General features: G+C 60.1%; 18 protein-coding genes. 6 read left to right on the top strand and 12 right to left on the bottom strand.

Features of this window, described 5'->3' with window-relative positions; translation table 11 throughout:
- Positions 1-247: 247 nt before the first annotated feature.
- From ABWU19_RS03005 to ABWU19_RS02985, 5 genes are all read left to right on the top strand, one after another.
- Positions 248-2,122: a peptide ABC transporter substrate-binding protein gene (locus ABWU19_RS03005; RefSeq protein WP_435900291.1), complete on the top strand. Its 1,875-nt coding sequence runs from the start codon at positions 248-250 to the stop codon at positions 2,120-2,122.
- Between the two features lie 162 nt (positions 2,123-2,284).
- Complete coding sequence (locus tag ABWU19_RS03000; protein ID WP_435900290.1) at positions 2,285-4,132, top strand: peptide ABC transporter substrate-binding protein; 1,848 nt, start codon at positions 2,285-2,287, stop codon at positions 4,130-4,132.
- A gap of 207 nt (positions 4,133-4,339) precedes the next feature.
- A complete protein-coding gene (locus ABWU19_RS02995) occupies positions 4,340-5,350 on the top strand; it encodes an ABC transporter permease (RefSeq protein WP_435900289.1) in 1,011 nt (336 codons plus the stop codon).
- Positions 5,351-5,358: 8 nt separating this feature from the next.
- On the top strand, positions 5,359-6,576 hold the full coding sequence (locus ABWU19_RS02990) for an ABC transporter permease (RefSeq protein WP_435900288.1): 1,218 nt from the start codon (positions 5,359-5,361) through the stop codon (positions 6,574-6,576).
- Positions 6,577-7,143: 567 nt separating this feature from the next.
- Complete coding sequence (locus tag ABWU19_RS02985; RefSeq protein ID WP_435900287.1) at positions 7,144-8,115, top strand: hypothetical protein; 972 nt, start codon at positions 7,144-7,146, stop codon at positions 8,113-8,115.
- Here the strand turns inward: ABWU19_RS02985 and truA are convergent.
- The 12 genes from truA to ABWU19_RS02925 form a co-directional block, all read right to left on the bottom strand.
- Positions 8,103-8,861: a tRNA pseudouridine(38-40) synthase TruA gene (gene truA, locus ABWU19_RS02980; RefSeq protein ID WP_435900335.1), complete on the bottom strand. Its 759-nt coding sequence runs from the start codon at positions 8,859-8,861 to the stop codon at positions 8,103-8,105. The two genes, ABWU19_RS02985 and truA, sit on opposite strands and share 13 nt — an antisense overlap.
- 242 nt (positions 8,862-9,103) lie before the next feature.
- Positions 9,104-10,195: an ABC transporter ATP-binding protein gene (locus tag ABWU19_RS02975; RefSeq protein WP_435900286.1), complete on the bottom strand. Its 1,092-nt coding sequence runs from the start codon at positions 10,193-10,195 to the stop codon at positions 9,104-9,106.
- Positions 10,192-11,760, bottom strand: a complete 1,569-nt coding sequence (locus tag ABWU19_RS02970) for an ABC transporter permease (RefSeq protein WP_435900285.1) — start codon at positions 11,758-11,760, stop codon at positions 10,192-10,194. The genes ABWU19_RS02975 and ABWU19_RS02970 overlap by 4 nt, the downstream gene beginning before the upstream one ends.
- A 309-nt stretch (positions 11,761-12,069) precedes the next feature.
- On the bottom strand, positions 12,070-13,413 hold the full coding sequence (locus tag ABWU19_RS02965; RefSeq protein ID WP_435900284.1) for an MFS transporter: 1,344 nt from the start codon (positions 13,411-13,413) through the stop codon (positions 12,070-12,072).
- Positions 13,410-13,910, bottom strand: a complete 501-nt coding sequence (locus ABWU19_RS02960; RefSeq protein WP_435900283.1) for a carbonic anhydrase — start codon at positions 13,908-13,910, stop codon at positions 13,410-13,412. The genes ABWU19_RS02965 and ABWU19_RS02960 overlap by 4 nt, the downstream gene beginning before the upstream one ends.
- Positions 13,911-13,918: 8 nt before the next feature.
- Entirely contained in the window at positions 13,919-15,265 is a 1,347-nt protein-coding gene (locus ABWU19_RS02955) for an MFS transporter (RefSeq protein ID WP_435900282.1), read from the bottom strand.
- A complete protein-coding gene (gene narI / locus ABWU19_RS02950; protein WP_435900281.1) occupies positions 15,252-16,010 on the bottom strand; it encodes a respiratory nitrate reductase subunit gamma in 759 nt (252 codons plus the stop codon). The genes ABWU19_RS02955 and narI overlap by 14 nt, the downstream gene beginning before the upstream one ends.
- Complete coding sequence (locus ABWU19_RS02945) at positions 16,007-16,594, bottom strand: molecular chaperone TorD family protein (protein ID WP_435900280.1); 588 nt, start codon at positions 16,592-16,594, stop codon at positions 16,007-16,009. The genes narI and ABWU19_RS02945 overlap by 4 nt, the downstream gene beginning before the upstream one ends.
- Before the next feature lies 1 nt (position 16,595).
- The gene (gene narH, locus ABWU19_RS02940; RefSeq protein WP_435900279.1) at positions 16,596-18,104 is read right to left on the bottom strand and encodes a nitrate reductase subunit beta; all 1,509 of its coding nucleotides are present in this window, start codon (positions 18,102-18,104) and stop codon (positions 16,596-16,598) included.
- Positions 18,105-18,201: 97 nt separating this feature from the next.
- Complete coding sequence (locus ABWU19_RS02935) at positions 18,202-21,792, bottom strand: nitrate reductase subunit alpha (protein ID WP_435900278.1); 3,591 nt, start codon at positions 21,790-21,792, stop codon at positions 18,202-18,204.
- Positions 21,789-22,595: a c-type cytochrome gene (locus ABWU19_RS02930; RefSeq protein ID WP_435900277.1), complete on the bottom strand. Its 807-nt coding sequence runs from the start codon at positions 22,593-22,595 to the stop codon at positions 21,789-21,791. Before ABWU19_RS02930 ends, ABWU19_RS02935 begins: the two co-directional genes overlap by 4 nt.
- Entirely contained in the window at positions 22,592-22,786 is a 195-nt protein-coding gene (locus ABWU19_RS02925; RefSeq protein ID WP_435900276.1) for a hypothetical protein, read from the bottom strand. Before ABWU19_RS02925 ends, ABWU19_RS02930 begins: the two co-directional genes overlap by 4 nt.
- Positions 22,787-23,010: 224 nt before the next feature.
- On the opposite strand from ABWU19_RS02925, the gene ABWU19_RS02920 reads away from it, so the two are divergent.
- A complete protein-coding gene (locus tag ABWU19_RS02920) occupies positions 23,011-24,786 on the top strand; it encodes a BTAD domain-containing putative transcriptional regulator (protein WP_435900275.1) in 1,776 nt (591 codons plus the stop codon).
- Positions 24,787-24,823 lie beyond the last annotated feature (37 nt).

Here is a 24,823-nt window from a genome sequence, read left to right as displayed (position 1 = left end):
TTCCCACGCACCGTGGGGCAAACCTGGGTTTTATCAATGGCACGATGGAGTTTATCCATCAATCGGTGGATAAAGCCGGCTCTAAATGGCCAAAACCATGTACCAGACTAAACAAGTGCTCAAGCCCGGTGAGCTTCCAGCTCATTCGGGCATTATTTGACGGACTTGCTTAGATGGCTATAATAGGGACGGCAAAATGCCATAGTTAAACGATTCTATGGAAGCATAGAATCTCAAAGGAGGCTAGATGAATCGTTATAGCAAGATTGTTGCACTTGGTCTAACTTTAGTGGCCGGTGCGGCGCTGGCGGGCCCTGCTGACAACAGCCTGATTATCGGGACTTCTCAGGAACCGCGGGTGCTTGGGGGCGACTTCCTCAACGTGATCTCCAACCAGTCCATCAAGGTTGAGATCGAGAACTACCTCTTTTCACCCCTGATTGTGCAGAACCTGAGGGCCGAAAACGAAGCGGTGCTGGCTACCGAGGTGCCCACCCTGGCCAACCGTCGTTTGCGGGTGACCGATATTGGTGGTGGCAAGCGTCGCCTGGAGATTGACATCACCCTGAAGCCCAACCTGCGCTGGTCGGATGGCGACCCCCTGGACACCGACGACTTTGCTTTCTACTTCGAAGTCGGTAAGGCCAAGGGGATGGCCCTCAACAACCCCGACTACTGGGAGCGGGTCAACCTGCGCGTCCGTGACAAGCAGAACATGACCGTCATCTTCGAGCCGGCCTACTACTACGACACCTACGGCTCGCCCATTGGCTACGCACCGGTGCACAGGATGGGCCCCGAATGGGAAAAGGTTAAAGCGGCTGCCGCCCCCCTCAACCCCGACCGCGATGCCCAGCGGCTGAACGAGCTGTACCGCAACTTCTTCCAGCAATTTGCCTCTAACCAGGCCATCAACGCCGGGCGTATGGTCTACAGCGGCCCCTTCAAGGTGCAGCGTTGGGTTTCCAACAGCTCCATCGAGCTGGTGCGCAACCCCAACTTCAACGCCATCGTGCCCCAGGGTGGCGCCGATAAGTACGTGCAGCGGGTGGTCTACCGCATCATTCAGAACACCAACTCGCTCTTGGTGGCCATTCTGGGTGGTGGTATCGACGCTACCTCGACCGTGGGTATCTCGGCCGACCAGGCCCGCAGCAAGCAGCTCACCAGCCGTGCCGCTGGCCGCTTCGAGATCTGGGCCATTCCGGGCGCCATCTGGGAGCACATTGACATCAACAAGTTTACCAACGTGCAGCGCGTGCGCGACCTGACCCTCGACGACAAGCGCACCCGCCAGGCCCTGTTGCACGCCATCAACCGCGAGGCCTGGGTGCAGGCCTTCTTCGACGGTGCGGAGCCGGTTTCCCACACCTGGGTGGCGCCATCCAACCCCCTCTTCAACCCCAACGTGAAGAAGTACGAGTACAACCCGGCCCGTGCCCGCGAGCTGCTGGCCCAGGTGGGCTGGCGTCCCGGCCCCGACGGTATCCTGCAGCGGACGGTGGATGGCCGTACGGTACGCTTTGAGCTGGAGTGGGTGACCACCGCTGGCAACGCCATCCGCGAACGCACCCAGCAGCTCTTCATCGAGCAGTGGCGTCAGGTTGGGATTGCTGTCAAAACCGCCAACGCCCCCAGCGCGGTGGTTTTCGCCGACGACTTCATCCAGCGGGGTGAGGACGGCAAGTGGCTGTTCTTCATGTTTGCCTGGGTGAGCAGCCTGGCCGAAGACGGCAACCTGTTCCAGTACAAGAACCTCAATACGGGTGCAATCCTGGTGCCTAGCAAGGAAAACAACTACGCTGGGCAGAACATCGGCAACTGGCGCAACGACGAGTTTGACCGCCTGACCAGCCAGGGTGTGCTCGAGTTCGACGAAGCCCGCCGCAAGCAGCTCTTTGCCCGCGCTCAGGAGATCTGGGCCGAAGAACTGCCCGCCCTGCCCTTGCGCTTCCGCTCCAACTTCCTGGTAACCCGCACGGGTCTGGTCAACTATGTGGCCTCGACCTACTCGGGTGGCAACGGTTACCCCGGATGGAACTCCTGGGAAATCGGTTGGGCCAGCCGTGGGGCAGTTAAGCGCCACGATCAGGCTCAGGCTGGTGGCATCGCCATTAAGTAAGACATCTGTCAATGGCAAAGCCAGGGGGAAACCCCTGGCTTTCCTGTTGTGCGTACCAGGTCTTTTGCTTGAGCTGTTTCAAGCCTTCAAGGTGGGTACACAAACCACGCTGCAGGCAATAGAATCAAGCACAGCCAATCACTGGCTAATCGAGGAGGACTTATGAAACGGATGCTCATGGCCTGGATGCTAATGGGTGGACTGGCCCTGGCTGGCCCCCAGGACAACAGCCTGATTATTGGGGCAGCCCAGGAGCCGCGGGTTCTAGCAGGGGATGTGGTCAATGCCATCTCCAACCAGTCCATCAAGTTTGAGATAGAAAACTTTTTGTTTGCCCCCATCGTGCAGACCACCCGCGACCTGAATGTAATTCCGGTGGTGGTGACAGAGGTGCCCACAACCCAGAACAACCGCTTGCGCTTTACCACGGTGCGCCCGGGGGTGCGTCGCCTCGAGCTCGATTACACCATCCGGCCCGATGCGGTCTGGTCGGATGGGCGGCCCATCAGCACCGAGGATGTGGCCCTGTTCTTCGAAATAGGCAAGACCAAAGGGGTGCCCTCGACCGCCATAGACTTTTTCGACCGGGCTACCCTGCGGGTGCGGGATGCCCGCAACTTCACGGTAAGCCTGGAGCCGGCCTACTTCTACGACCTCGACATCAACCAGGTTTACTACGCCCCCAACCACATCATGCGCGCGGAGTGGGACAAGGCCAAAGCTGCGGCTGCCCAGACCAACGATACCGCGCGACAGGCTGAAATTTTCCGCAACTTCTTTACCCAGTTTTCTACCCCCCAGTACCTGAACAGTGGACGGATGGTATATTCAGGCCCCTTTACCCTGACCCGCTGGGTACCGGGCAGCACCATCGAGATGCAGCGCAACCCCCGCTTCTGGATCAAACCCCCGGGGGGCGAAGAAAAATACGTGCAGCGGGTGGTCTATCGCATCATCCAGAACACCAACTCGCTGTTGGTAGCCATTCTGGGCGGTGGGATTGACGCAGCCTCGAGCGTCTCCATCACCTTTGACCAGGGGCGCAGCAAGCAACTCACCAGCCGCGCGCCAGGCCGCTTCGAGATATGGGCGGTGGAAACCCCATTCTTCGAGCACCTGGAGATTAACCAGTTTTCCAACGTGCAACGGGTGCGCGACCTGATGCTCGACAACGTCAAGACCCGCCAGGCCCTGATTTATGCCATGAACCGTGAGGGCATCACCAAGGCCTTCTTTGATGGGCTCTATACGGTGGCTCCCACCTGGGTTTCTCCCAAGAACCCCATGTTTAACCCAAATGTCACCAAGTACCCCTACAACCCTGAGCGGGCCCGCCAGCTACTGGCCGAACTGGGTTGGCGTCCTGGCCCGGACGGCATTTTGCAGCGTACCGTAGATGGGCGTACCGTGCGCTTTGAGATTGAGTGGGCCACCACTGCGGGCAACCAGGTGCGCGAGCGCATCCAGCAGTTTGTGGCCGAGAACTACCGGCAGGTGGGGATTGCGGTTCGCATCAACAACGCCCCCAGCGCGGTGGTGCTCGGGGCGCAGTACCGGGCCAGGGCCCAGGAGGGTACCTGGACGGGCTTCCTGCACTTTGCTTTTAGCATGGGCCAGGCCGACGATGGGGTGCGCTCGGCTTGCCGGGACGACGAGGGCAAGGTGGCGTACGTGCCCACCCGTGAAAACGGATTCCGTGGGCTCAACTTTGGGGGCTGGTGCAACGAGGAGTATGACCGTCTGCGTAACCAGGCGGTGGTCGAGTTTGATGTAAACCGCCGCAAGCAGCTTTTTGCCCGCATGCAGGAGATCTGGGCTGAAGAAGTCGCCATGATCCCCCTGTACTTCCAGTCTGATGCGCGGGTTTTCCGGGTGGGTTTGTTGAACTACGTTTCTTCTACCTTTGCCAACTCGGCTTACCCCACCATTGAACCGTGGCTAATTGGCTGGCAATCCAGGGGCGCACAGAAGGTTTACGACCAGGCCAGGTACGGCCAGCCCATCAAGTAAAGCCGCTTGCTATACAGCCCGAAGGCCTCCCGTCAGGGAGGCTTTTTTTGCATCCACCAAATGGTGGATGAGTAAACCAAAGAGCGTAATAAATGCTTTCTGGACGCAGAAAAATGCCTATCGCGCTTGCCTTCCTAGGGGTTGAATGGGTTTTTGGATACCGGGGTACGCATACAAAAGGCTTGTTGACAAGGTATTATGTAGGGCGTGTTTGCTTACACGGTTCGCCGACTGCTGCAAATGATTCCCTTGCTGTTTGCAGCCTCTGTAGTGATTTTTACCTTGTTGGCCCTGCAACCTGGAGACCCGCTGGACGAACTGCGCCAGCAAAACCCCCGGATTACTGCCGAGCAGCTGGAGCAACTGCGCCGGGCCTACGGTCTGGATCAGCCCGTTTATGTGCGCTATTTCAAATGGCTGGGGCGGGCTATCCAGGGTGACTTTGGCCAGTCCCGTACCTATGCTTCGCCAGCCGGACAAATTATCTTTGGCCAGCGCCTGCCCCGCACGCTCATCCTGTCGGGTGCAGCCCTAACCCTGGCCTTGCTGGTTGCTATTCCGGTGGGCATATTTTCGGCGGTGCGCCAGTATAGCCGGGCCGACTACCTGATCACCTTCTTCTCGTTTGTGGGCTTTTCCATGCCTATTTTCTTCCTGGGAATCTTGCTCTTGTACGTGTTTGCAGTGTGGTTGCCCGAGCAACTGCCCTGGTTCCCCAAGTTTCCTGTGCAGAGCATCTCCGACTTCCAGTGGTCGCAGGTGCTCAGCGGCGAGATTACCTTCTTCCAGTTCATTGGGGACTGGGCTTTTAAGCTGGTTTTGCCGGTGCTGGCCCTCTCGACCATCCAGATGGCTTCCTGGACACGTTACATGCGGGCCAGTTTGCTCGAGGTCCTGAACCAGGACTACGTGCGTACCGCAAGGGCCAAAGGTCTGAATGAGCGCATCGTGCTCTACAAGCATGCCTTGCGCAACGCCCTGATCCCCATCGTCACGCTGGTGGGCCTGGCGATTCCTGGGGTGTTTGGCGGGGCGGTGATTACCGAGACCATCTTCTCCTACCCCGGCATGGGGCGGGCCATTTTCGACTCCCTGGTCGAAAAAGACTACAACGTAGCGATGGCGGCACTGGCTTTTCTGGCCTTGCTCACGGCTACCTTCAACCTATTGGCCGACTTGATGTATGCGGTGGTAGACCCCCGCATCCGCTATAGTTAGGGGGCTTTATGGCTGCTGTTGCAACTGCTTCTAAACAAAAACCCCAGTCCACCTGGGCGCTGGCCTGGCGCCGGTTCCGCAAGCACAAGGCGGCGATGGTTTCGCTGGGGGTAGTGATTACTTTGATCTTGATGGCCATTTTCGCCCCCTGGATTGCCCCCCATAGCCCCACTGCCCAGCCTACGGGCGAGAACCTGGCCGACTACTACTTCCAGGGCCCATCCCGGGAGCACTGGCTGGGCACCGACGAGCTAGGCCGCGATGTGCTATCGCGCATCATCTACGGCGCACGTATATCGCTGCTGGTGGGCTTTGTGGCCGCCTTTGCTGCGGCTTTGCTGGGAACCACGCTGGGGGTTATTGCGGGCTACTTCTCGGGCCGGCCCCTTCGCTTTTATGTGGGTCCTTTCGCAAAAGTGGCGGGCGGCTGGAAACCCTGGCCTTTTGCGCTGTGGCGAGTGGTGTCGTGGGTGCTGCTGTACGGGCTGCTTTTCCTGGCCGCCGACCTGGCCTGGGAGCTGTCCGGTGCCAATATACAGGCGCTCTTCTCGGGTACCCTCACCCTTAACAACGTGCTTTCGTTGCTGGGCTTGGCGCTGGTGTGGGGCCTGATTTTATTCATTGCGGGATGGGGTCTTTTTGGTCAAGGCAAGATTGACCTGGACGTGATTATCTCGCGCTTTATGGACTTTATGCTGACCATCCCTGAGCTGCCCCTGCTGCTGGTGCTCTCGGCGCTACTGCGAGATACCCAGGGAGCGGTGGGGCAGTGGGCCCAGAACGTGTTTGGGGAGTCGGCTTCGGTTTTCATTATTATCACCATCATCGTGCTGTTTGGCTGGATTGGCACGGGCCGGTTGATCCGCGGAGCGGTGCTGAGCTTGCGTGAACAGGATTTCACCACCGCAGCCCAGGCCCTGGGAGCTGGGGATGCCCGCATCATGTTCCGACACCTGGTGCCCAATACCCTGGCACCCCTGATTGTGAACGCCACCCTGGCCATTGGTGGGGCCATTCTGACCGAGGCCGCCCTCTCGTTTTTGGGCTTCGGCATCCAGCCACCGGTGGCCACCTGGGGCAACATGCTCACCAAGGCCCAGGAGTACATCTTTACTGCGCCCTGGCTGGCCCTGGCACCGGGCTTCATGATTTTCCTGACGGTGCTGGCCTTCAACTATCTGGGCGACGGCCTGCGGGATGCGCTCGACCCGCGCAGCCGGCTCTGAGGCAAATAGCACACATACCGGTAGGGTTAGAGCGCTCTTCACAAATATTGAGCTGCTCAGAGCGGTTCCCACGAATACCCAGTACAGCGGTTTTTTGCTGTACTGGGTAAATTACTCCGCACCGCGTGCGGGGTAATTGTGGGAAACGCGACCACAACTTGATTGCTTTGTCCTGCACGTCTGTGAAGAGTGCGGTATAAGTTGCGCCAGGGCAGATTGGCAAAACCAGCGGAATGAGTCAATGCATACCTGGCGCAATTCCTAAAGCGAACTTTCGGTACGGCATCTTGCATTTCGCTTATGGAGACACTTATAGCCCTGCCGGTTTTTTGATGGGCAAACTTCAGGCGAAAAGGGGGACACTTTGGCGGCTTTGTCCGATATCGGATTCGATTGGGCTGCAAGCAACAAGATTGGTATAAACGCCATCTGAAGCTTCCGCTTTGGCGCAGGTCAGGGCTTGCTCGCTTCGGGTGGGTTCCAACAAACAAAAACTTCTTATGGGCCGGGGCAGGGTTGTGTGGATTTCGGACTTTATTTGCTGGTGAAGGGCGGTATTGTAGGAGAATGCGTGTTTTTGTTGCTGGTTTGTGGGTTTTGGCGCAGCTCACTTTTGCACAAGACAACCCGGATTTTCGGGTTTCGTGGGCCTGCCGGGTTCCCGAGGAAAAGGTGGTTTGCTTGCAGCCTTCCGGGCTGGTGCAATGGAGCTTGGGATACTCGAGCCAGTCTGTTCAACCGGGCTTGGCCCTGGGGGGACATCTGCAAGCCCAGACCCAATGGGAGGGCGTTGGGATTAGGGCCGACTTGGGGTTGTGGTACGACGCAGCGCTGCAGGTGGGGCTCCTGGAAGCCTATGCCCAGCTAAGCTGGGAGACTTTTGGGCTTAGCGTGGGCAAGCGCCGCCAGTTGAGCGGCCCCTGGGACGATACCCTGGTGGGGCGAGACGGGCTGTGGGGGCTGTTTGGCCGCTATCGGCCCGCCGAACTGCCGTGGCTGGGTGTGGACATTGCCTACTTGCCCAACGCGAAACTTGCAGGGGGACGGATTTTTTTGGGTGCACAGGCTGACATTTTTCAAGCGGGAACCTTTGTTGAAATCGTTCGGACACGGAACGAACTTGGAGAACTGGCTCCTGCTTTACACCTTAATCCAAGGCTGGGGTTGGCCGGGCAGGAGGTCGAGTTCTTCTGGCAGCTGGATAAGGGCTTTTGGGGTCGTGCATCCCTGCCGCTTGCCTTAGGACAGGCTCTGGGCTCACTTTGGCCGTGCCCCTGTGACGCCGAAACGCAAGCCTGGTTGGAAGCGCTGGATCGCAGCCGATTCGAACTACTGGTGTGGTGGAACCCGGAGTGGGAGTACCTGGGTGAAAATAGCCCCTTCCTACCTGAGGAGCGCTTTGGAGCCTGGTTGCTCGAGCCCCGCAAGCTGCTGGCTGGAGCGGCTTATAGCTGGAATGACCGGCTTCGGCTGGCCGTGGATCTGTCCAGGGCTCCGGTGGAGGCGCTGCGGGTCTATTTACAGCTTCACTGGCGGTAAGGCTGGTAGCCTGCGCGTACAAAATACAGGCCGTGGGCCGGTGCAGTAGCGCCGGCGTCTTTGCGGGTGCCGTTTTTTAGTAAGGTGGTTATGGAACTCGAGTCCCGCTTGCCCAGCCCCACCTCTACCAGGGTGCCCACCATGCTGCGTACCTGGCCGCGCAAAAAGCCCGACCCCACGAACTCGAGCCAGATTTCCCGCCCATCTTCGGTGGGCCAGACCTCGAGATGGGCACGGTAGATCTCCCGCACGCTAGAGCGCTCTTCCTTTACGGCAAAAGCCCGAAAATCGTGTGTCCCTACCAGGAATTCCAGCGCATGGCGCATAGGAATCAGGTTGAGCGACTGTGGAATCCACCAGACGCGATGGCGGTCGAGGGCTGGGGGCATCCGGCGTTGCAGGATGCGATAGCGGTACTCGCGCCAGTGGCAGCTTTTACGGGCGTGGAAGTCCTGGGGTACTTCCTGGGCTCGCAGGGCCCGGATATCCGGGGGCAGCAGGCTATTGAGGGCATAGGGGATTTTTTCGACGGGAATGCGGTCTTCGCTGTTGTAGTGCACTGGCATTGCCAGCGCGTGTACCCCGGCATCGGTGCGGCCACAGGGCCAGATTTTGGGTTTTGCGCCGGGAATTTTGCTGAGGGCGGCCTCGAGCTCTTGTTGAACCGTGCGCTCGCCCTGTGTTTGGGTTTGCAGGCCTGCAAAACCGGTGCCGTCGTACTCGATGGTGAGCAGAATGCGCCTCAGATTTTTGTTTTGGGCTGGCTGGTGCTCTTCCAAGGCGAGTGACATTTTACCTGTGGTCTGCCTGGGGGAAAAACAATTGCCTGTGGTGCTTGCTTACCATAGCGCCCACAACCCGACTTTGACCTGGCCCTGGTGCACGAGCGCCAGCGAGTCCTGAAAGGGATCGTCCCACGGGTGCACGAGCGCCAGCGAGTCCTGAAAGGGATCGTCCCCCATAACAGACAGCATGCTTCGGCTGGGGGTTACCTGCCCCGCCCCACCACCACCGCTTTGGCCCGCACCAGCACCCGCACCTTGTCACCCGGATAAAAGGGGCTTTCCGGGCTTTCCTGCACGATTAGCTCGCGGTTGCCAAGCTGGATGCGGTAGGTCATGTCGTGGCCTTTAAACTCGCGGGTAAGCACAGTACCTTCGATCTGCTTTCCGGCTATGCCCAGGTGTCCTAAGGGGACGGCCAGGCTGAGACCTTCGGGGCGCAAGGAGAGCAGCACTGCGCCGTGGGCCTCCTCAAAGAGCATAATGCGCCCCAGGGGTGTTTCGGCCTCGAGGCCCCGGGCTTCGCCGGGAATCAGGTTGGTGCGGCCCAGAAACTGGGCCACAAAGGGGGTGCGGGGGCGATGATAAACCTCCTCTGGGGTGCCAACTTGCTCGAGCTGCCCGCTCCGCATCACGGCCAGCCGGTCGGCAAAGGAGAGGGCTTCTTCCTGGTCGTGGGTGACCAGAATGGCCCCTATGCCTGACTGCTTTAGCAGCGTCCGCACCTCGTCGCGGGTGGACTGGCGCAGGGCGGCGTCCAGGCTACTAAAGGGCTCATCAAGCAGCACCAGCTTGGGGCCGGGGGCAATGGCACGGGCCAGGGCCACCCGCTGCTGCTGCCCCCCCGAAAGCTCGCCAGGCTTGCGGTCTTTGAAGACGGTAAGACCAACCAGGCCCAGCACCTCCATCACACGCGCCTGCCGCTCTTTTCCCCGCAGGCGGCGCAGACCGAAGGCCACGTTCTCAAACACGCTCAGATGGGGAAACAGCGCATAGTCCTGGAAAACAAAGCCGATACCGCGCTGCTCTGGGGGTTGGTGGGTGATTTCCTGCCCGTCCAACCAGATCTGACCGCTGTCGGGTTGCTCAAAGCCGGCAATCAGACGCAGGGTGGTGGTTTTTCCGCAGCCCGAGGGCCCCAGGAGGGCAAATACCTCGCCTTGATCCACCGTAAAACTCACCGCCTGTACTACAGGAGGGAAGTCGGGGTGGAAGCGTTTGGTCAGGCCCTGTACCTGCAGGATAGGGGCACGGGCCGGGGCCTCGATGGGGGGGCGTTCGGCGCTTTGGGTCTTCATCGTCGTTCCTGGGAGAGCAAAAGGCCCACCAATCCAGCCGAGAATAGCACGATCAGGAGAGCATAGGGGGCTGCTTCGGCAAACATGGCTTCCGAGGTGTAGCCCCAGATGCGTGTCGAAAGCGTAGAATACCCCACCGGAGCCAGCAAGAAGGTGAGGGGAAGTTCCTTTACCGCCGATAAAAACACCAGGGCTGTGCTGGCCAGCATGCCTCGCCTGAGCAGGGGGAAGGTGGCTTTCAGGAAGGCCTGTAGCGGTTTATAGCCCAGGCTGCGGGCGGCTTCCTCGAGCCGGGGTGGGGCCTGGTAGAGCGCGCTGCGGATGGGGCCGACGGCTTCGGCCAGGAAGTGCAGCGCATAGGCCAGAATTAGCAGGGCCAGGGTCTGGTAAAGGAAGGGCACCCCGCGCAGACTGAAGAATATTAGGGCCAGGGCAAAGGCCAGCGGGGGTGTGGCGTAGCCGATGTAGGCGGTGCGCTCCAGAAGCCTCGAGAGCCTGCTGGGGTAGCGCACCCCCAGGTAGGCCAGGGGCAGGGCCAAACAGGTGGCCAGCATGGCTGCGGGAGCAGCGGCCTGAACCGAGTTTTGCAAGGCTTCCAGGATGCTGCCCAAGCTATTTACATAGCTGCCGGGGTACTGTGCCAGCCAGTACACAATGGAGGTAAGCGGCACCACCAGAGCCCCCATAATAGGAACCCCCATCAGGGCTATTGCGGGCAATAGCCAGGCCCCCAGCCTGACCGGCTGGGGTCGCCTTGCGCTACCAAGCCCTACCCGGCTCAGGGAGAGGTTCTTGAGCAGGCGGGCCTCGAGCCAGAGCAGACTACCGGTAAGCCCAATGAGCATCAGCGAGAGCCAGGCGGCATATATTCGGTCGAAGGAGGCCGAGTATTGCAGATAGATGGCGTAGCTGAAGGTTTCGAAGCGCACCAGACTTACCACCCCAAAGTCGCCCAGCACATGCAGCCCGATGAGAAGCCAGCCAGCATATAGGGCGGGCCGAAGCTGGGGCAGCACCACCCGCCAGAAGACCTCGAGGCCCCTATAGCCCAGGCTACGGGCGGACTCCTCGAGGCCCGCATCCAGCCCCAAGAGTGCGGCCCGCAGGTTCAAAAACAGGTACGGGTAGGTAAAAAGGGTCAGCACCCCTAAGGCCCCCAGGTAGCCCGTGGGCCGGGGCCAGGGAAAGCCCAGCAAGCTTTCCAGCCAGCCGCTGGCCCCGGTGGCCCCAAAGAAGCCAAACACCCCCACATACCCCGGCACTGCCAGCGGCAACACCAGCAAAACCGTCCAAAAGCGCTTGCCCCGCAGGTTGGTACGGCTGGTAATCCAGGCCAGCGGGAGGGCCAGCGCCGTCGTAAGGGCGATCACCCCCACCAATAGCGCCAGGGTGTTGCCCAGCAGTTGCAGGTTGCGCTCCCGTAGCACAATCTCGGCGAGCTGGTGGGGCTCGGCTTCGGCGGCCCGCAGCACCAGGTACAGCATCGGCAACACCACCGCTGAACCCACCAGCCAGGCCACAGCCAGCAGGGGTTTGGGGATGGGTCGGGTCAGACTAGAAAACATCGGAGCCAGGTTCAGAAAAGGCGTGTCAAAAGCAGAACAGTTGAAAATTGCCCGGGGGCATCAGCGGGGCAACCGCGCCCTCAACGCTAGCAAGCAGCAACCAATAAATCAAGTATCTTTGTCGGGATTTGAGGGTATTGATGCCGAGCAATCAAAATGCAAAAACCAAACACCGGATACCGCGTTTGGCATCCGGTGTTGGCGGCTGTGGTAACTCCGAATCAGCTACAACCTATCGCGTTCTTCGCTAAATAAGCCAGAGACAGCCTTTTTATGATTGGGATTATACCATTCTCTCCGAAGACCGCTCTAGCAGGGCTTTTCCGCGTTTTTGCGAGCGTAGTAATACCAGTTAAGCCCAACATTGAGGGCATAGAACACAGCTACCCCATAGAAAAATCCGTTGGCCGAGCCAGTAGAGGCGATCACTGCTCCAATTAGTGAAGAAAACACAAAAGGGCCATAAGCGCCGATGGCGGCAGTCCAGCCAATCACACCGCCTGCTCTGCGCGGCTCGAAAATCATAGGCATCTGTTTGAAGGTACTGGCGTTGCCGATTCCTGCAAAGAAGAATGTCAGCAGCATAAAGAGTACAAACCAAGGGAACTGCTCCAAAGAGGATGGGCGCAAAAAGAAACTTACGCCCAGGACAGAGAAAAACAAGCCAATACCGCTGACTTGTGTCCAGATGGCACCGCCATAGCGGTCGGTTAGGGGACCCATGACGATCCGGATAAGTGAGCCGACCAGCGGCCCCAGGAAGGCATAGGCCAGAGGATCTGGGGCCCCTTCAAACTTGCCGTACACGGTGCGGATGAGCAGGGGAAAGGTGGCCGAAAACCCCGAGAAGGAGCCGAAGGTCATGATGTATAGGCTGGTCATGATCCAGGTATGCTTGTTGCTGAAGATGTCGAACTGCTCGCGGAAGTTGGCCCGTACCGGCACGCTTTTCAGCCAGAACCAGGCCAGTGTGGCTCCCAGCAGTACCAGCGGTACATACATCAGGGTGGCGTTTTGTAGCCAGATGGGCTTGCTCACCTCACCTTTGGTGAAGGTCTGGGGGTCGCCCAGCAGTGAGCCCAGCAGGGCAAAGCCGATAATCCAAGGGGTTATAAACTGCACCACCGAAACCCCAAAGTTGCCCACCCCGGCCTGGATGGCCAGGGCCGTGCCTTGCAGCTTTTTGGGGAAGAAATAGCTGGTACTGGGCATAAAGCCCGAGAAATTACCCCCGCCAATCCCGGCCAGAAAAGCCAGCAGCATCAGAACCCAGAACGGGGTGGCGGTGTTTTGTACCGCCCAGGCCCAACCCAGCAAGGGTATCAGCAGCAGTAGCGTGGAAAAGGTGACCAGGTGGCGGGTTCCCAGCATGGGTGGTAGAAAGGTCCAGATGATGCGCAGGGTGCCCCCGGCCAGTCCGGGCATAGCTGCCAGCCAGAAAAGCTGGGAGGTGCTGAGCTGAAAGCCCACATTGGGCAGGCGAACGACCAGGGCGCTTACCACAAACCAGGTGATAAAGGCCAGGATCAGATTGAAGGTGGTAATCCAGAGGGTTCGCCAGGCCAGGGCTTTACCCTGGGACTCCCAAAACTGGGGGTCTTCGGGCTCCCATCGGGTAAGCCAGGTGGTGGGAAGGGGTTTGGAAGGGTTCATGGGTTCCTCTCGAGGCCCACCTGGGCAGATGTGTGCTCTACAGGATGGGCATTCAAAGCGATTAAGCGCTGGTCTTTTTCTCGGTATAGATGGGGCATAACCCGAAGCCCCAGGCGTGTGGTTGGTTTGAAGGCTTGTCGCCGAGTGAAGCGCTCTGCCTCACCTATGGTCGGGGTGGCAATTCGGGTGTGGTGCCGCTGGATATGGCGTTCGTTGGTGGGCAGTTGGTTTAGCGCATAGGGGTAGGGATACTGCATGGGGCAGTCGGCGTGCCCAATCAGGGCGATGGTTTCGATGCCCCTACGGGCTACCGAAAAGGCCAGGTAGGGCTCTGTGGGTTCGGGGTTGGCATTCTTACACAGCACGAGGGTTGGTTTTTCCAGTAAGCGAGGAAAGTCCGTGCAGGTCACCACAGCCAGCGCAGGGCGTTCGAAGGGCGGGAAGATGGCGCCCTCGTTATGGCTTTGCAGCAGGATGTGGATGGGTTTGGGCAGCATAGATGACCTCAATGCCCCTCGGGGTGGTGTTCAATCTTGCCCTTAAGGTGCGGTGCAGCCCGGTTGAGCATGGCGATGACCGTGAGGTGCATCCAGATGGTGCTGATGGCCGTGAGGATGAACAGCACCACGAAGGTCATCTGGGGTAGCCCGGTCCAGGCCTGCGCGTAAGCGAAGAGCGGGGGTAAGAAGAAGCCACCCAATGCGCCAAGCATACCGACCAGTCCCCCTACCGCCCCTACATCTTTGGGGAAGTACTCGGGGATGTGTTTGTATACGGCGGCCTTGCCGATGCCCATGGCGATACCCACAATGAAGACCAGCAGGGTGAAGGGCCAGACTGTCATGGTGTAGTGCATGACCTCGCGCATACCGTTGGGCTCAATGCGGCTTGGCAGGTACAGCACGATGTGGCCGTCTGGCATGGACAAAAGCCAGGTCGCAAAGAGCATGGATCCAAAGGTCCAGTACATCACGCGCCGGGCTCCGTAGCGGTCGGAGAAGTAGCCTCCCACCGGGCGCAGCAGGCTGGCCGGGAAGATGAACAGGGCCGTGAGTAGGGCGGCCTGGTAGAGGGGCAGGCCGAACACGTCCACGTAATATTTGGGGAGCCAGGCCGAAAGGGCCACATAGGCCCCAAAGACCACGACATAGTACAGGCTAAAGCGCCAAACCCGGATGTTGTTGAGGGGACGCAGCATCTCCAGGAAGGGTCGGCCCTGTGCGGGCTTGCGGTCTATGCGGGGCGTGAAGACCCACATGGCGATGGCCATCAAGACCAACAGAACTGCGTATAGGAAGGGTACAAAGCGCCAACCGCCCGGAATCAGCCCGCCCAGGTAGCCCGCTGCCGGCACCGAGGCGATGATGGCCGGGCCGATGAACTTGGTTACGCTGGCCCCTACGTTGCCGGCCCCGAACATGCCCAGGGCAAATCCCTGCTGCTCCCTGGGAAACCAGGCTGCGTTCCAGGCGATGCCCACGCTAAAAGCATTGCCAGCAAACCCTACCAGGAAGGCGTAGAAGAGCAGCACCTCAAAGCTGCTGGCCTGGGATACCAGATATGCCGGGATGGCCGTGAAGAGCAGCATGGCGGTAAAGACCACCTTGCCCCCGTAGCGGTCGGCCAGGATGCCGGTCATGAGCCGCCAGATGGAGCCGTTCAGAATGGCCACTGCCGATAGCCAGCTCAGTTGTACGTCGGTCAGGCCAAACTCCTTGCGGATGGGGATGCCGAGCACCCCAAACATCAGCCAGACCGCAAACATCAGGGTAAAACCCAGCGTCGAGAGGGTGAGCACTTGCAAGCGTTGTTTGCGCTCGGAAGTGTTCGGAGGGGAGCTAGTCTGAACCATAGGCACCTCCTTTTTCGCTTGTTGTGGCTTGAGGCTGGGCAGCCGAGCGGGTAGCGAAGGGTTCTGGAGCGCGGCGGTGTTTGCGTACCCAGATCACCAGCTGCCAGGGCCGCCACAAGTAGCCCAGCGGTACGGTGATGATGTGAATCAGACGGGTGAAGGGAAATAGCGCCAATAAGACCCAGAAGCTGAAAACGTGCAGTTGAATCCAGAAGGGGAGATCGGCTACCAGCTCGGGGCGCGGGCGCAGGGTAAAGATGGACCAGAGGTAGGGTGTAAAGACCGAAGGAAACCAGAAAGAGCCGTAGCGGTACAGCAAGGCGGTAAGGATACCCGTGACCACCGAGACCAGCAACAACAACAGCACCATCACATCGGTGGGGTGGGTGACGACCAGGATGCGCCGATTTGACAGGCGGCGGTAGAGCAGAACCAGCAGGCCCCCCAGTGTCCACAAAGCCAGCGCGAGACCGGTAATCTCGAGCAAGAAAAGCCGTATGGGCACCGCATTCCACCACAGGAGGCCCTGGGGCACCAGTATGGCTAGCAGATGTCCCAGTAGAATAACCAGGATGCCCCAGTGAAAAGGAATAGAGCCGAAAAAGAGTAGCTTGCGCTCGAGTATCTGGCTCGAGAGGCTGCTCACGCTAAAGGGTTTGCTGCGCATGCGCTGGATGCTGACGATAACCAGGAGCGCTAGGGCCACATAGGGAAAGACTTGAAACAGGAGTACGTTCCAGTTCATTCGCGCCCTCCTTTGAAGAAAGGCAGGTTGCTGAAGAGCGAACCCATCGCCACTGGCAAAGCCTGCGTCGGGCTTGCCGGAACTCCTTTAGAGATAGGTTGGATGGCTTCCCGAGTGGCTTCCAGCAGCAGCAGGTAAGGGTTTTTAGGCTCCAGGGTCTTGAGGGTGTGCATCATCTGATGTAAGGCCGGCTCGAGCAGTTGCAGCAGTTCGGGCAGGGGCTCCGTTGCTACAGCCAGGTAACGCAGTATGGGTATGAGGTGGTCGGGAATCTCGCCTGCGGTTTCGATGCCCAACGCCGCGTACTCCGCATTGAGTTCGGCCATGAAGCGCCCGCGCCGGTAATCTTCGCCATATACGGCATAGCCGACGTAGGGCGCGGTGAGCGGGGTGAGCTCGAGGGTGCGGGTGTACAGCTCCTCCCGTTCGGCCAGCTTGAGCTCGGAGATAGCCTTTAGGAAGCGCTCGAGCAGGTTTTTGGCCCTGGATCTGGGTAGATCCTGTAGCTCATCCCACAGGGCCTTGGTGGAACCCGGTTTGGGATACTGGTAGGCAAGGGCCAGGGTTTGCAGTAGGGCTTTCATGCTAGTCTCCTCGCACAGGCAGCTCGATGAAGCCTACGCCGGTTTCGCCCTTGTGGGCCAGGGGGTCGTTCCAAACTTCTACAGCCATCTCGCGGTGATAAGGTGGTACCACAAAGCGCTCCTGCAGGGTGGGCTTGGTGGTGAGCTGGTAGATGGCCTCAATCTCCTCAGGGGTCGTACCGGCAGCCTCTACCAGCCGCAGGGTGACTTCGTCGATGTGGCCCTCCACGCTCTGGCGGCGCTTGTAGATACGCACGGCCAGCAGCTTGCGTAGGATGGGCTTAACCACCTCCACGTTTCCTGCGGCGAAGAGGTTGGCCAGGTATTCCAGGGGCAGGCGGGCTTTTTCCAGGTGGTTGAACAGCTCGAAGTCTACCTTTTCGGGGGGGAGCTCGAGCTTGATCAGGCCCTCCTCGATGGTGCTCACGATGGGTGAGAGCGGAGGGATGTAGAAGAGCATGGCCATGGTGCGGTACTCGGGGTGTAGTGGCAGGGCCAGCTTCCAGACCTTCACAAACTTGTATACCGGCGAAGCCTGCGCGGCTTTAATCCAGTCGTCACCCAGCCCGTTTGCCTTCGCTGCGGCTATGACCTCGGGGTTGAAGGGATCCAGGATGGCATCCAGTTGTGCCTTCACCAGATCCTTGGTTTCGGAATTGGCGGCGGTGGCAATCTTGTCGGCGTCGTAGAGAATCACCCCCAGGTAGCGGATGCGCCCCACGCAGGAGTGGAAGCAGGCCGGGGCCTGGCCGGTCTCGAGGCGAGGGAAGCACAGGATGCACTTCTCGCTCTTGCCGGTGGCCCAGTTGTAATAAACCTTTTTGTAGGGGCAGGCTGCCACGCACATGCGCCAGCCCTTGCACTTGTTCTCGTTGACCAGCACCACCCCGTCCTCGGCCCGTTTGTAGATGGCCCCGGAGGGACAGGCGGCCACGCAGGCTGGGTTCAAGCAGTGGTTGCAGATGCGGGGCAGGTAGTTGAAGGCCACCCGCTCGATCTCGGCCATCTGAGCCTGCACTTCGGGGGCTACGCCCGCCCAGTTGGGGTCGTTCTTGGCGTAGAGGTTGGAACCGCCCAGATCATCGTCCCAGTTGGGGCCTGCGGCGAGGTTCATGGGCTCGCCGGTGATCATCGAGATAGGGCGGGCCACGGGCTGGTCGTCGCCTGCGGGGGCGTTGAACAGGTGTTGATAATCGAAGGTAAAGGGCTCGTAGTAGTCGTCAATTTCAGGCAGGGCCGGGTTGTAGAACAGGTTGGCCAGGCCACGGGCGCGGGAGTGCAGTTTGAGCTCGAGCTGCCCATTTTTCTTGTCCCAGCCGCCCTTGAAGCGTTCCTGATCTTCCCAGCCGGTAGGATAGCCCGTACCGGGCCGGGTCTCGACGTTGTTCCACCACATGTACTCGGTGCCCTTGCGGTCGGTCCAGAGGTTTTTGCAGGCCACTGAGCAGGTATGGCACCCGATGCACTTATCGAGGTGGAAGGTCATGGAAACGTGTGCGCGTACGTTCATGGTTATCTCCTTGGAAGTTTGCTGATAGCCTATAGCTGATAGCTGTTTTTGTTTCTAGCAATGGGCTATCGGCCATCCGCTATTAGCAAGCCGTTGGTTACCACTGCGGTTCCTCGATACGCCGGACGTAAACGAAGGTGTCGCGGTTGACCCCTACGGGCCCCCAGTAGTTGAAGGCGTAGGTGAACTGGGCGTAGCCGCCCGACATCAGCACCGGCTTGAGGCGGGCCCGGGTGATGGAGTTGTTCATGCCGGCGCGCTTGCCCCGCAGCGGCGACTTGGGTACCGAAAGGGTGCGCTCGGTGGCGTGATACACAAAGACCGTGCCTCTGGGGATGCGGGCCGAAACGATGCAGCGTTGCACAAAGACCCCGTTGTCGTTGAACAGCTCTACCCAGTCGTTGTCACGGATGCCCATCTCCTTAGCGTCCTTGTCATTGAGCCAGATGGGGTAGCCGCCACGGGAGAGGGTCATCATGCGGTGGTTGTCCGAGTATGTCGAGTGGATGCTCCACTTGCCGTGGGGGGTGATGTAGTTGAGCAGCTTGCCCTGGGCTTCGGCCCTGGTCACCTCGGTTTCCAGCAGCATCGAGTGATCGGGGCGTGGCTTGTAGGTGGGCAGGTGCTCGCCCCAGTCCAGGTAGTTCGGGTGGTCGAGGTAAAAGTGTTGCCGCCCGGAGAGGGTGCGCCAGGGAATCAAACGCTCTACGTTCAGGGTATAGGGACTGTAGGGACGGCCCTGGTTGATGATGGCGCTCCAGGTAGGGGTGGTGAGCTGGCGGCGGGGCTGGGCCACAATATCCGCGAAGCTGATGCGCACATCGCGGTTGGGCTCGGCTAGGTCGGTGAGCTGTATCCCGGATTTTTTCTCCTCGTCCTTGAAGGCCCGGTAGGCCAGCTCCCCGTTGGAAACCGGGTCAAGGTAGAGTATGGCCTCTGCGACCTGTTTGGCGTCCTCGAGGCTCGGATACACGCTCCCATTCAGCTTGCGACCCTGCCGCTTGCGTAGGTCGTTGTAGAAGTCACCTGCCGGAATGGTCAGACCGTGCATGCCCACGCCGTTTTTCTCGATACCGTCGCCCAGGCTGACCATCTTTTCGTAGACCAGCGGGTACTGCCGCTCGACTACCCGGAACTTGGGCATGGTCTTGCCGGGGATGGGCTCCACTTCGCCCTTCTTCCAGTCGCGGTCGTCGGGCTGGGCCAGCTCATCCACAGTGTCGTGTTGGAGCGGAATCATCACGATATCTTTGACCGGTTGGGCCAGGTGTTCCTGGGCGAGCTCACTGAAACGCTGGGCGATGGCCTTATAGATGTCCCAGTCGCTTTTGCTTTCCCACAAAGGGGGTACGGCGGCCTGCATGGGGTTGATGTAGGTGTGCAGGTCGGTGGTGTTGAGGTCTTCCTTTTCGTACCAGGAGGCCGTGGGTAGCACGATGTCGGAATACAGCGCGCTGGTGTCCATGCGGAAGTTTAAGTCCACCACCAGATCGAGCTTGCCCTGGGGGGCTTCGCGGCGATACTTGACCTCGTTCACGTGCCCGCTGGCCTGTTCCTGGGCCACCGCGTTGGTGTGCGTGCCCAGGTAGTGCTTGAGGAAGAACTCGTGCCCCTTGGCGGAGGTGCCGATGGCGTTGCCGCGCCAGATAAACCAGACCCGAGGCCAGTTGGAGGGGGCATCGGGGTCGTCTATGGCGAACTCTAAGCGTCCCTCCTTGAGCTGCTGAACCACGTAAGCGACGATTTCCTGCTCGGTTTTGGCTCCGGCCTTTTGAGCTTCTGCGACGACCTCGAGGCTCGACTTGTTGAACTGGGGGAAGAAGGGCAGCCAGCCCTTACGCACCGCCCGGGCCTGGTGGTCAATGGTATGGTCGCCATTTTTCCCGACGGTCTTGTCGTAGTCTTTGTAGCCGCGCTCGTAGCGCCACTGATCGGAGTGGACGTAGTGGAAGCTGGGGGTGTTCTGCTGCCGGGCCGGGTAGCCCCAGTCCCCCGCGAAGGCGATGGGCCCCCAACTGGCCTGGTTGGCCAGCTTTTCCTGACCCACGTAGTGCGCCAGACCGCCCCCGTTGACTCCCACCGCCCCGGTGAGCATCAAGGCCACGATGCCTGAGCGGTAGAGCAGGTTGTTGTGGTACCAGTGGTTGGCCCCCGCCCCGATGATGATCAGGTTTTTGCCCCTGGTCTTCTCGCCGTTCTCGGCCCACTCGCGGGCATAGCGCACCAGGGTATCGCGGTGGATACCGGTGTACTGCTCCTGCCAGGCCGGGGTGTAGGCCCCCACCTCGTCGTAGCTCTTGGGATAATCCCCACCCAATCCACGATCCACCCCAAACTGGGCCATTAGCAGATCGAAGACGGTGGTAACGGTAACCTGCTGGCCGCTCTTGGTGGTCAGCTTCTTAACCGGAACCCCGCGCCGAATCTTTTGGTCTGTGCCGAAGTCGTCGAACTCGAGCAACTCCACCCCGTCCGAGCTGTCGCGGAAGCTCAACAACGGGTCAATTTCTTCGCCGGTCTTGGCATCTTTGAGTTCTAGGTTCCACTTGCCCTTCTGGCTCTGCCAGCGGAAGCCGATGGTGCCGCCAGGCATTCTGGGTGCGCCCGACTTCTCGTCCCAGACCAGCAACTTCCAGTCGCCGTTTTCCTCATCGGCATAGGCAGCGAGCTGGTTTGCCCGCACATAGCGCCCCGGCCTGCCATCTTTGATCTCGACCAGCATGGGGCTGTCGGTGTAGCGCTTGAGGTAGTCCACGAAGTACGGAACCTGCTTAAGGAGGTAGAACTCCTTGAGGATGACGTGGTTTACTGCCATCCAGAAGGCTCCGTCCTGGCCGGGGTTAATTGGTAGCCACCAGTCGGCATATTTGGCGACCTGGTTAAAGTCCGGCGCAAAAACCGTAAATTTGGCCCCGGCGTAGCGCCCCTCGGCAATGTAGTGGGTGTCGGGGGTACGGGTCATATTGAGGTTGGAGCCCACTACCGCAATAAAGCGGGCGTTGTACCAGTCAGCGGCCTCGTGCACGTCGGTCTGCTCGCCCCAGATTTCGGGAGAAGCGTTGGGCAGGTCGCAGTACCAGTCGTAGAAACTCATCGGTACGCCCCCAATCAAGCTGAGGAAGCGTGAGCCCGCGGCATAGCTGATCTGCGACATGGCAGGAATGGGGCTAAAGCCGATAATCCGGTCGGGGCCGTGTTGCTGGATGGTATGTACCAGCGAGGCGGCGATGATCTCCAGGGCCTCGTCCCAGCTAAAACGCCGGAAGCCGCCCTTGCCCCGCGCCCGCTGCCAGCGCTTGCGCTTTTCGGGGTCGTTTACCAGGCTCCTCCAGGCTGCTACCGGGTCGCTGTGTTTTTCGCGCGCCTCGCGCCACAGGTCGATCAGGGCTCCGCGCGCATAGGGATACTTGACCCGAATGGGGCTATACAGATACCACGAGTAGCTCACCCCGCGCTGGCAGCCTCTGGGCGTAATGTCGGGTAGATTGGGGTCTATGGCGGGGTAGTCGGTGGCCTGCAGCTCCCAGGTCACGATGCCGTCTTTTACAAACACTTCCCAGCTACAACTGCCGGTGCAGTTGACCCCGTGGGTGGTGCGTACCCGTTTGTCGTGTTGAAAGCGATTGCGGTAAAACTCCTCCCACTTGCGTTCGGTGGGGGCTTCGATTTCTTTGATCCAGTCGCTCATGTGTTCCTCCTACGAATGCGTTCGGCCAGGCCCAGGCGGCGGTTGTTCCAGTAGAGGTACATTGCCCCAAACAGAACCAGCAGCCCTACCAGCCCGGCAAAAAGCATCCGGGCCGCGTCCATAGAGGCCGTATTGCCCGGCTTTCCTGCGGTCTCTGCAAAGAAAGCAGTGAGGGCCGTAATTTCCTCTGGTGTTAGCGGATGCCCTTTGTAACTTTCGCGCATCACCGGGAAGGCAATATTGGTCAGCACCCCCTGAATTCCTGCGTCACCCAGGCGCACGTGCAGGTCGGTAAGATCACTGCCCAGGCTACCTCCACCCATGGGGCCAAAGTTGCCCGCGGTGTGACAGGCCATACAGGGAGCGCCACCATTCTTAAACTGCTCTTGGCCTAAGAACAGCGCTTTGCCTTTAGCGGCAAGTGCAGGATCGGAGGGTGCTTTTGGAGTAGGCGCTGGGTTGGTGGAGGGTGCTGAGGTAGCGGTTTTGCTTTCGCCCAGTGCCCTTACGTACACAGCGATTGCCTTTGCGTCCGCTTCGGAAATTTGCGGCATAGGGGGCATCACGGTGTTGTAGCTTTGTCCGCCTACTTCCAGGGGCCCGCTGAGGCCCTCGCGAATTACCTTGACCACATAGGCCTCGTCCTGCATGCGCGGGTTATCCACCAAGGGGGGGAAAGCCCCAGGTATGCCCTGTCCGTTTGCGCCGTGGCAGCCTGCGCAGTTCTGGCTATACAACTGCGCTCCATCGGCAGCGACAGCCAGGCCAAGCAGGGCGGCCACGACCACCAGTAGTTGTTTCATGCCAGCCTCCTTTGGGTGTGATTTTCCAGCCAAGACAAGAGCTCCTCGATGGCGGAGAAGGGATGTTCGGTTCCAGTCTTGGCGTCCTTGATTCGGCCCTCCCAGTGGCCCGCCTCGCCCCGCCACAAAAGCACCAGATACACCGGCGACTTGGGTGGGGGCAGGTTGCGCTGGATGGGTTCTTGGGCCATACACCCTTAGCCTGGGCCAAGGGGCTTACAAACCGCTTACAGGTTTGGGACATTTGCACCACTCGAACCTTCTAGTCTAGTGCTTAAGCGTTGGGGGAAGAGCTTTGAACCCGGTTCGTTGGCAGTTGGACTCAGATGGGCGAATAGTCGTCTGGGGTACGGATGCGGCTGATTTCTTTCAGCTTTCGAGTGAACACGTATTGGGGAAAACCTGCGCGGAGGTGGTGCAGGGTACCGACAGCTTTGGGCGCCCGTTATGTGCGCGCTGTCCGGTGCAGCGGGAGATTCGCTATGGGGCCTATCAGGCCAACACGCCCCTAACCTGGCACGGTCGGCGGCTTTTGTGCCAGGGTTACGCCCACAACGGTTTTCGGATTGAACTCAAAGCCAATGCAGAATGCCAGGCGGGTGATCTGCTGACCTCGCTGGCCTGGGCTACCCGCAGGCTAACTGCTGAACCGGGACGATTTTTTCAGACCTTGCAGGTTTTTTTAGCTGTCCTGCGTAAGGGACTGGGTATGGAGGCCGCCGAGCTTTTTTTGGCCGATCCACAGGCCCACTACCTAATACTCACCGCCTACGACGGCGTTCACCGCGAAGCCTTTATGGAGAAGCCCTGGTTTGCCTGGGGCGAGGGCTACCCCGGTCTAGTGGCCTTGGGTCACCATCCCCTGGTGACCCACGACCTGGCTTCGGACGCCCGCTACTTGCGTCAAAAGGTCAAAAAACTAGGGTACAAAACCTATGTTTGCTACCCCCTCGAGCTCCCCCAGGGTTTGATTGGGGTGCTGAATCTGGCCAGCCGTGACCCCGACGTGGACGACCAGGCCCTCTTGCAGGCGCTCAACCTGGTGGGGCCGGTGCTGGCGGCCTCGCTGTACATGGTGCTTACCCGGTTGGGCGAGAATGGCCTGCGCGCCATTGCCCAGGCCCTGCACCGGGGGGCCAAAACTGAGGGGCTCGAGGTGCTCCTCAGCCAGGCTGCGATGCTCAGCGGGGCTTCGGGGGTGCGGCTGGTGCTGAAGGATGGGTACAGCCTGACCCAGGGGCGGCCCGCATCGGCCTGCCCATACCTGGCTCAGTGTGGGGTCTGGCAGGGTCGGGCGCAGGGGGTGCGGATGGGCCTCGAGCCTTGCCCCCACACCCAGGAGGGGCGACCCCGCTACTGCCTGCCGCTTTGGTCGGGGGCGCAGGTGGTGGGGGTGCAGCAGTTTTACTTTGCCCGTCTGCCCCAGCCCCCCGGCCAGGCGGTGGCGGCCTTGCAGTGGCTCGAGCGCCTGGGTGCTGAACTGCTTTGGCCTGAAGCGGAGGCCAAAGAAACCTCCTGGCTGGAGCTGTATACCCTGGGCGGGTTGCAGGTGCGCCAGGCTGGCGAGACCCTGCCTCCCAAGGCCTTTGGTCGTCGCCAGGCCCAGACCCTTCTGAAGCTGCTGCTGGCCTACCGCGGCCAGACCCTTTCCAAAGACGAACTTTGTGAGCACCTTTGGCCCAGCGAAGACCCCGAGCAAACCCAGGGGCGGCTGCACGTGCTGGTGCACGACCTGCGCCAAGCCCTGGAGCCTGACCCCAGCCAGCCCCAGGTGGTGCTGCGGGAAGGGGAGGGCTACCGCTTCGCTCCCCAGGTTCCCTATTTTTTGGACGTGGAGCATTTCGAAGCGCTGTTGCGGCAGGCTGAGTGCCAGGAGGGAGCGGCGGCCCTCGAGCTGTATCGCCAGGCCCTGGCTCTCTACAAGGGCGATTTTTTGGCCGATGAGCCCTATGCCGACTGGGCCGAGCTCGAGCGCAGCTACCTGCGCGAGCGGGTGGTGGGGGCCTGGTTCCGGGTGGCCGAAATTGCCCTGGCCTTGGGGCAGCCCCGCGAAGCCATCGAGGCCTACCATCGCATCCTTACCCTCGACCCCTGGCGCGAGGAAGCCTATGTGGGCCTCATTGAAACTTTGTTGCAAACGGGGCAGGAGACCAAAGCCCGCAATCTTTTCATACCAACCTTAGATAGATAGTCATTCTTCAGGAATCCACCCGAACCCCGCCACCCCC

The organism is Meiothermus cerbereus, assembly GCF_051297115.1.
GTDB lineage: Bacteria > Deinococcota > Deinococci > Deinococcales > Thermaceae > Meiothermus > Meiothermus cerbereus_A.
The sequence above is the reverse complement of the archived record's forward strand: the minus strand, read 5'-3'. Positions and strand labels throughout refer to the sequence as shown.

What these genes read in the sequence shown, in the direction of transcription:
- ABWU19_RS03005 (WP_435900291.1), top strand. Translation starts at nt 248, where the DNA reads ATGAATCGTTATAGCAAGATTGTTGCACTTGGTCTAACTTTAGTGGCC.
- ABWU19_RS03000 (WP_435900290.1), top strand. Translation starts at nt 2,285, where the DNA reads ATGAAACGGATGCTCATGGCCTGGATGCTAATGGGTGGACTGGCCCTG.
- ABWU19_RS02990 (WP_435900288.1), top strand. Translation starts at nt 5,359, where the DNA reads ATGGCTGCTGTTGCAACTGCTTCTAAACAAAAACCCCAGTCCACCTGG.
- ABWU19_RS02985 (WP_435900287.1), top strand. Translation starts at nt 7,144, where the DNA reads ATGCGTGTTTTTGTTGCTGGTTTGTGGGTTTTGGCGCAGCTCACTTTT.
- ABWU19_RS02975 (WP_435900286.1), bottom strand. Translation starts at nt 10,195, where the DNA reads ATGAAGACCCAAAGCGCCGAACGCCCCCCCATCGAGGCCCCGGCCCGT.
- ABWU19_RS02970 (WP_435900285.1), bottom strand. Translation starts at nt 11,760, where the DNA reads ATGTTTTCTAGTCTGACCCGACCCATCCCCAAACCCCTGCTGGCTGTG.
- ABWU19_RS02965 (WP_435900284.1), bottom strand. Translation starts at nt 13,413, where the DNA reads ATGAACCCTTCCAAACCCCTTCCCACCACCTGGCTTACCCGATGGGAG.
- ABWU19_RS02960 (WP_435900283.1), bottom strand. Translation starts at nt 13,910, where the DNA reads ATGCTGCCCAAACCCATCCACATCCTGCTGCAAAGCCATAACGAGGGC.
- ABWU19_RS02955 (WP_435900282.1), bottom strand. Translation starts at nt 15,265, where the DNA reads ATGGTTCAGACTAGCTCCCCTCCGAACACTTCCGAGCGCAAACAACGC.
- narI (WP_435900281.1), bottom strand. Translation starts at nt 16,010, where the DNA reads ATGAACTGGAACGTACTCCTGTTTCAAGTCTTTCCCTATGTGGCCCTA.
- ABWU19_RS02945 (WP_435900280.1), bottom strand. Translation starts at nt 16,594, where the DNA reads ATGAAAGCCCTACTGCAAACCCTGGCCCTTGCCTACCAGTATCCCAAA.
- narH (WP_435900279.1), bottom strand. Translation starts at nt 18,104, where the DNA reads ATGAACGTACGCGCACACGTTTCCATGACCTTCCACCTCGATAAGTGC.
- ABWU19_RS02935 (WP_435900278.1), bottom strand. Translation starts at nt 21,792, where the DNA reads ATGAGCGACTGGATCAAAGAAATCGAAGCCCCCACCGAACGCAAGTGG.
- ABWU19_RS02930 (WP_435900277.1), bottom strand. Translation starts at nt 22,595, where the DNA reads ATGAAACAACTACTGGTGGTCGTGGCCGCCCTGCTTGGCCTGGCTGTC.
- ABWU19_RS02925 (WP_435900276.1), bottom strand. Translation starts at nt 22,786, where the DNA reads ATGGCCCAAGAACCCATCCAGCGCAACCTGCCCCCACCCAAGTCGCCG.